This is a genomic window from Crocosphaera sp. Alani8 (assembly GCF_038442745.1).
Lineage (GTDB): Bacteria > Cyanobacteriota > Cyanobacteriia > Cyanobacteriales > Microcystaceae > Crocosphaera.
This window is the reverse complement of sequence record NZ_JARVCN010000275.1, coordinates 1-4,216: the sequence shown is the minus strand read 5'-3', so window position 1 is coordinate 4,216 and position 4,216 is coordinate 1. Positions and strand designations below refer to the sequence as shown.

Genomic DNA, 4,216 nt, shown 5'->3' with positions numbered 1-4,216 from the left:
GGTTTTATGAACATGGTTTGGAACTTTGTCTCGTCAGGTGCAAGATGTGAGTTAAGGCTAGATGGGTCATAGAAAGAAGTAATTCGAGTATGGAAAGGTGTAAAAGTTTAGTTAAAAACTTTGAAAGAACTTTAGAACACGCTAACACCAAGATTCATCTCTGTTTTATGAGACTTCTGCTCAAAAGATTAGCGATCGCCTGAAAACGGAAAAAGATCCCAAATGGGTTCTATAGGCGATCTCTGATCAATGGGCACAACGAAGGCGAGGACTACGTACCACCGAAGCCACCCGAAGAAACAACAAGGAAATGCGTGCTGATTCCTCTTAGCCTTGTCAAAGATTTTATCTCATCGTGGCGCGATGATGATTCACCGCCGGACGGTGGGGGTGGTCAACTTGTCCCGCTATATAATAAGAGATACAGAAGTTGACCGAGGCTTCTGCCTCGGAAGGCAGGAGGCAGGGGGCAGGAGGCAGGAGGATTTTTCTTCATCCCTTCCCCCTCAAGGTACAAGCCCCGTCTGTCTTGGTGCGCTTTCCAAGATAAAAAGAAAAAGGCAGATAGCTCAATTAAAGTGTATCCAATTGTCTAGACCAAAAAAATCTTGGAGAAAAATTGCAGAAAAAACCCATGAAACATTATGTCATTGCCGGGGGCGTAGAAGGCCAGTCACGGTTAAAAATTTTATCGAGAGTTTTACACTCACAGACTCAGCATTTTTTTCATCGTCTCGGCATTACATCGGGAATGCGTTGCTTGGATCTCGGTTGCGGAGGCGGGGATGTAACTTTTGACTTAAGGACTATTGTTGGTCAAACTGGTCAAGTTGTGGGGATTGATCTAGACGAGACGATCATTCAACTGGCCAGAGGAGAATGTCAACAACGAGGATTTAAGAATGTTCAATTCAAGGTCTCTAATGCTGAGACTTGGGAGGAAGCATCAGAGTATGATCTAGCTTATACTCGTTTTTTACTAACTCATTTAAGCCATCCTCAGACAGTGATTGAGAATTTGAAAATGTCCCTCAAATCAGGGGGCTTGATAGCTATTGAGGATCTTCAGTTTTCGGGACATTTTTGTTATCCAAAATGTCGGGCTTTTGAGCAATATATTGAACTCTATCAACAAGTCGTTAAAAGGAAAGGAGGAGATCCAGAAATCGGACCAAAGTTACCTGGGATGTTACAAAAAGCTGGATTCAAACAAGTTAATTTGAATGTCATTCAACCGACTTTTCTAGAAGGAGAAGGAAAATTTCTGGCTTCAATAACAATGGAAAAGATTCGAGAAGCCATTCTCGAACAATCTCTATCATCACCCCAGGAAATTAAAGAAATTATGGATGAACTGAATAGTTTTGCTGACAATAAACAAACCATCATGAGTTTACCCAGGATATTTCAAGTTTGGGGAGCTAAATAACCTCAAAAGAAAACAGTACGGGTAAACCTGGAGTTGACAAAGGAAAGCATTGAGTTCTTTACTTAACTAGAAATATTTACCACTCAAGGGAAAAACGCTATTAATTGAACAGACAGTTGCTGAGATTTAGTCAGAGGAAAAGTAGATGAATCAACTAAAAACTGTAGCCTTACTGGGAATGCTGAGTGGACTCTTAGTAACTATGGGTTACTGGCTGGGGGGAACAACTGGAGCTGTAATTGGTTTGGCCATGGCAGCGGTCTCCAACTTAGTATCCTGGTATCAATCGGACAAAATAGCACTGGCTGCTTATAGCGCGCAACCATTGAGTCAAGGAGAAGCTCCCAGGCTTCATCAAATGGTAAAGCAGTTGTGCCGAAGAGATAACTTACCCATGCCTCGTCTCTATGTGGTTCCTAGTGAGGCAGCCAATGCCTTTGCTACAGGAAGAGACCCGCAACACGCTGCCATTGCTCTAACTCAAGGAATTATTAACTTACTACCACCAGATGAACTAGAAGGGGTTATTGCTCACGAATTGAGCCATATCAAGAACCGTGATACTCTAACCCAAGCTGTGGCTGCCACCATTGCTGGAGCCATTTCTTTTGCGTTGCAATATAGCCTCTGGTTTGGGGGCAATTCTCGGGGGCGTCAGCAGGGAGGAGGGAATCCTTTAGGATTATTGCTGGCTATTGTGGTAACACCTCTAGCTGCTACGGTCATTCAAATGGCCATTTCACGAACTCGAGAATTTGCGGCGGATGCCTCAGCAGCAGCCCTAACAGGAAATCCCCGTGCCTTAGCTCAAGCTTTAGAACGGCTAGAACAAGGAACAAGAGGGGTTCCCTTAGAAGGGAATCCTTGTTTTGAGCCTTTGTTAATTGTCCAAGGGGGATTTACTCAAAATTTAGCTAATTTATTTGCCACTCACCCCTCCACAGAAGCACGGATTAAAAAACTCTTACAGCTCGAACTCGAACTCAAAAGCTAAAACTATATCTTTAACCTTGAGAATCGGCCAATTGGAGTAGAAAAAATTGAGAATATCAAAATATATAACCACCAGTGATGGGGTAAAATTACACTATCTTGAACAAGGGAGTGGGCAGCCCTTAGTGATGTTGCCAGGATGGACTCAGTCTGCAGAACAGTTCAAATATCAGATAGAGGGATTAAAAGAAAATTATCGCTGTCTAGCTTTGGATTGGCGAGGTCATGGAGAATCTCAAAAAGTTACTTTTGGCTACAAAATTCAACGATTGTGCCAAGATTTACGGGAATGGATTGAAGTTCTCCATTTGAAAGATGTGGTCCTAATGGGTCATTCTATGGGAGCCTCTGTCATTTGGTGTTATTGGGACTTGTTAAAAGATTCTCGTCTTTCTAAACTTATACTTATAGACGAACCTTCTGTGCTAATCAAAGATCCAATTTGGTCACAAAAAGAGGTGCAAAATTATGGAGCTTCCTTTGATTTTGAAACTCTTTTAAAGACTTGTCATCAACTAAAAAGTCCACAAGGAGATGTCTTTACCTCCCAACTAATCCAAAGTATGGTAACCAGAGAAATGTCAGTGTCAATGAAAGATTGGATAATCAAATGCAACTTAAAATTCTCTAGGGAACAGGCGGCGATTTTATTGTTTAATAATTGTGTTCAAGATTGGCGAGATGTCATTCCCCGTATCAAGATTCCCACGTTAATTGTAGGAGGAAGAAGCAGTGTAACTCCTTGGCAATCCCAAGTCTGGATACATCAACAAATTGAAGGCTCACAACTATCAATATTTGAAGAAGAGGAAGGAGGACAGCATTTTCTCTTCATCGAAAGAGCTTCTAAATTCAATGAGTAATGAGTTGAGCCAAATATTTATCAGTTAAGCTCAGTAGATAACAAGATTTTTACACTTTGACAAGAAAAGTTAAAGCTTTCATCTAAAATGAACGTCAACCATTCGGGTTAAGAACCCATAAGTTCAAAAATGAGTAATGAAAAACAAGAAATTTTTAGTCGGCACTTTTAATTTATATAATCTAGCTTTACCAAATATAGCTTTTCATAATGGACAAATCTATTTTTTTACCGAGTTCTTAAAATTCTGTCTAAACTATAAATAATTATCCCGGATTTAAAACGATTTTGAAAACTCTTTGCATTCCTTCCCCCTATTTTAATAGAAACTTCGGCAAAAATTCGACTTTCACTACTTATGATACACTACCCGAAATCTTTAACCCCATAACTTTGACGAAGAATTAGTTTAATTTTGTTGTTTAGTCCTTGAACTTTTAGATAGACTCCTTGCTCCACAATTGATAAATCTCTCACTAAAATAGGACGAGTTTGATGTAAATTATCTGTATAAGTTTGGCAGTGAGGACACAGGATTCCTTCATTTAAAAAGTAGAAAGATTGAATTCAGTTTCAAAACAAGAGAAACTTTTAAATAATGATATAACTATGGGGAATGTGAGGATATGATTATCGAGACTATACGGTATTTAATTTTAGGAGGAACCTATTTGGGTTTAGCTCTTGGTTCTCTTCCAGGCTTAAACATGAATCGAGCAACTATAGCCCTAGTAGGAGCGACTTATCTAGTGCTACTAGGCAGGGTAATCGCATTGGATTTTGTATAAACCATAACTGACAGAATTCAGAAAGTAAGGTGACAAAGAGAAAACTCTTGATAAGAGTAAGGGAAACGTGTCACTTTGGCGAGGGGATGAGTTATACCAAATCCGCTCTTGTTATACCCTTTATAAGCTAGAATAGGCAGATGT

At 40.0% G+C, this 4,216-nt stretch carries 4 protein-coding genes and 1 pseudogene; 4 read left to right on the top strand and 1 reads right to left on the bottom strand.

The window, feature by feature from the left end; translation table 11 throughout:
• Positions 1-634 precede the first annotated feature (634 nt).
• The 3 genes from P9B04_RS15500 (at position 635) to P9B04_RS15490 (ending at position 3,285) form a co-directional block, all read left to right on the top strand.
• The gene (locus tag P9B04_RS15500) at positions 635-1,429 is read left to right on the top strand and encodes a class I SAM-dependent methyltransferase (RefSeq protein ID WP_342055890.1); all 795 of its coding nucleotides are present in this window, start codon (positions 635-637) and stop codon (positions 1,427-1,429) included.
• A gap of 145 nt (positions 1,430-1,574) precedes the next feature.
• Positions 1,575-2,423 carry a M48 family metalloprotease gene (locus tag P9B04_RS15495; RefSeq protein WP_342055889.1) on the top strand — a complete coding sequence of 283 codons (849 nt, stop codon included), beginning with the start codon at positions 1,575-1,577 and terminating at the stop codon, positions 2,421-2,423.
• A gap of 46 nt (positions 2,424-2,469) precedes the next feature.
• A complete protein-coding gene (locus P9B04_RS15490; RefSeq protein WP_342055888.1) occupies positions 2,470-3,285 on the top strand; it encodes an alpha/beta fold hydrolase in 816 nt (271 codons plus the stop codon).
• Positions 3,286-3,716: 431 nt separating this feature from the next.
• Here the strand turns inward: P9B04_RS15490 and P9B04_RS25205 are convergent.
• Positions 3,717-3,836: pseudogene (locus P9B04_RS25205) on the bottom strand (transposase family protein); the annotation flags it as partial.
• 74 nt (positions 3,837-3,910) lie between these two features.
• Here P9B04_RS25205 and P9B04_RS15480 point away from each other — a divergent pair.
• Entirely contained in the window at positions 3,911-4,072 is a 162-nt protein-coding gene (locus P9B04_RS15480) for a hypothetical protein (protein WP_342055887.1), read from the top strand.
• Positions 4,073-4,216 lie beyond the last annotated feature (144 nt).

Coding starts and splice junctions, on each gene's coding strand:
- P9B04_RS15500 (WP_342055890.1), top strand. CDS start 635: ATGAAACATTATGTCATTGCCGGGGGCGTAGAAGGCCAGTCACGGTTA.
- P9B04_RS15495 (WP_342055889.1), top strand. CDS start 1,575: ATGAATCAACTAAAAACTGTAGCCTTACTGGGAATGCTGAGTGGACTC.
- P9B04_RS15480 (WP_342055887.1), top strand. CDS start 3,911: ATGATTATCGAGACTATACGGTATTTAATTTTAGGAGGAACCTATTTG.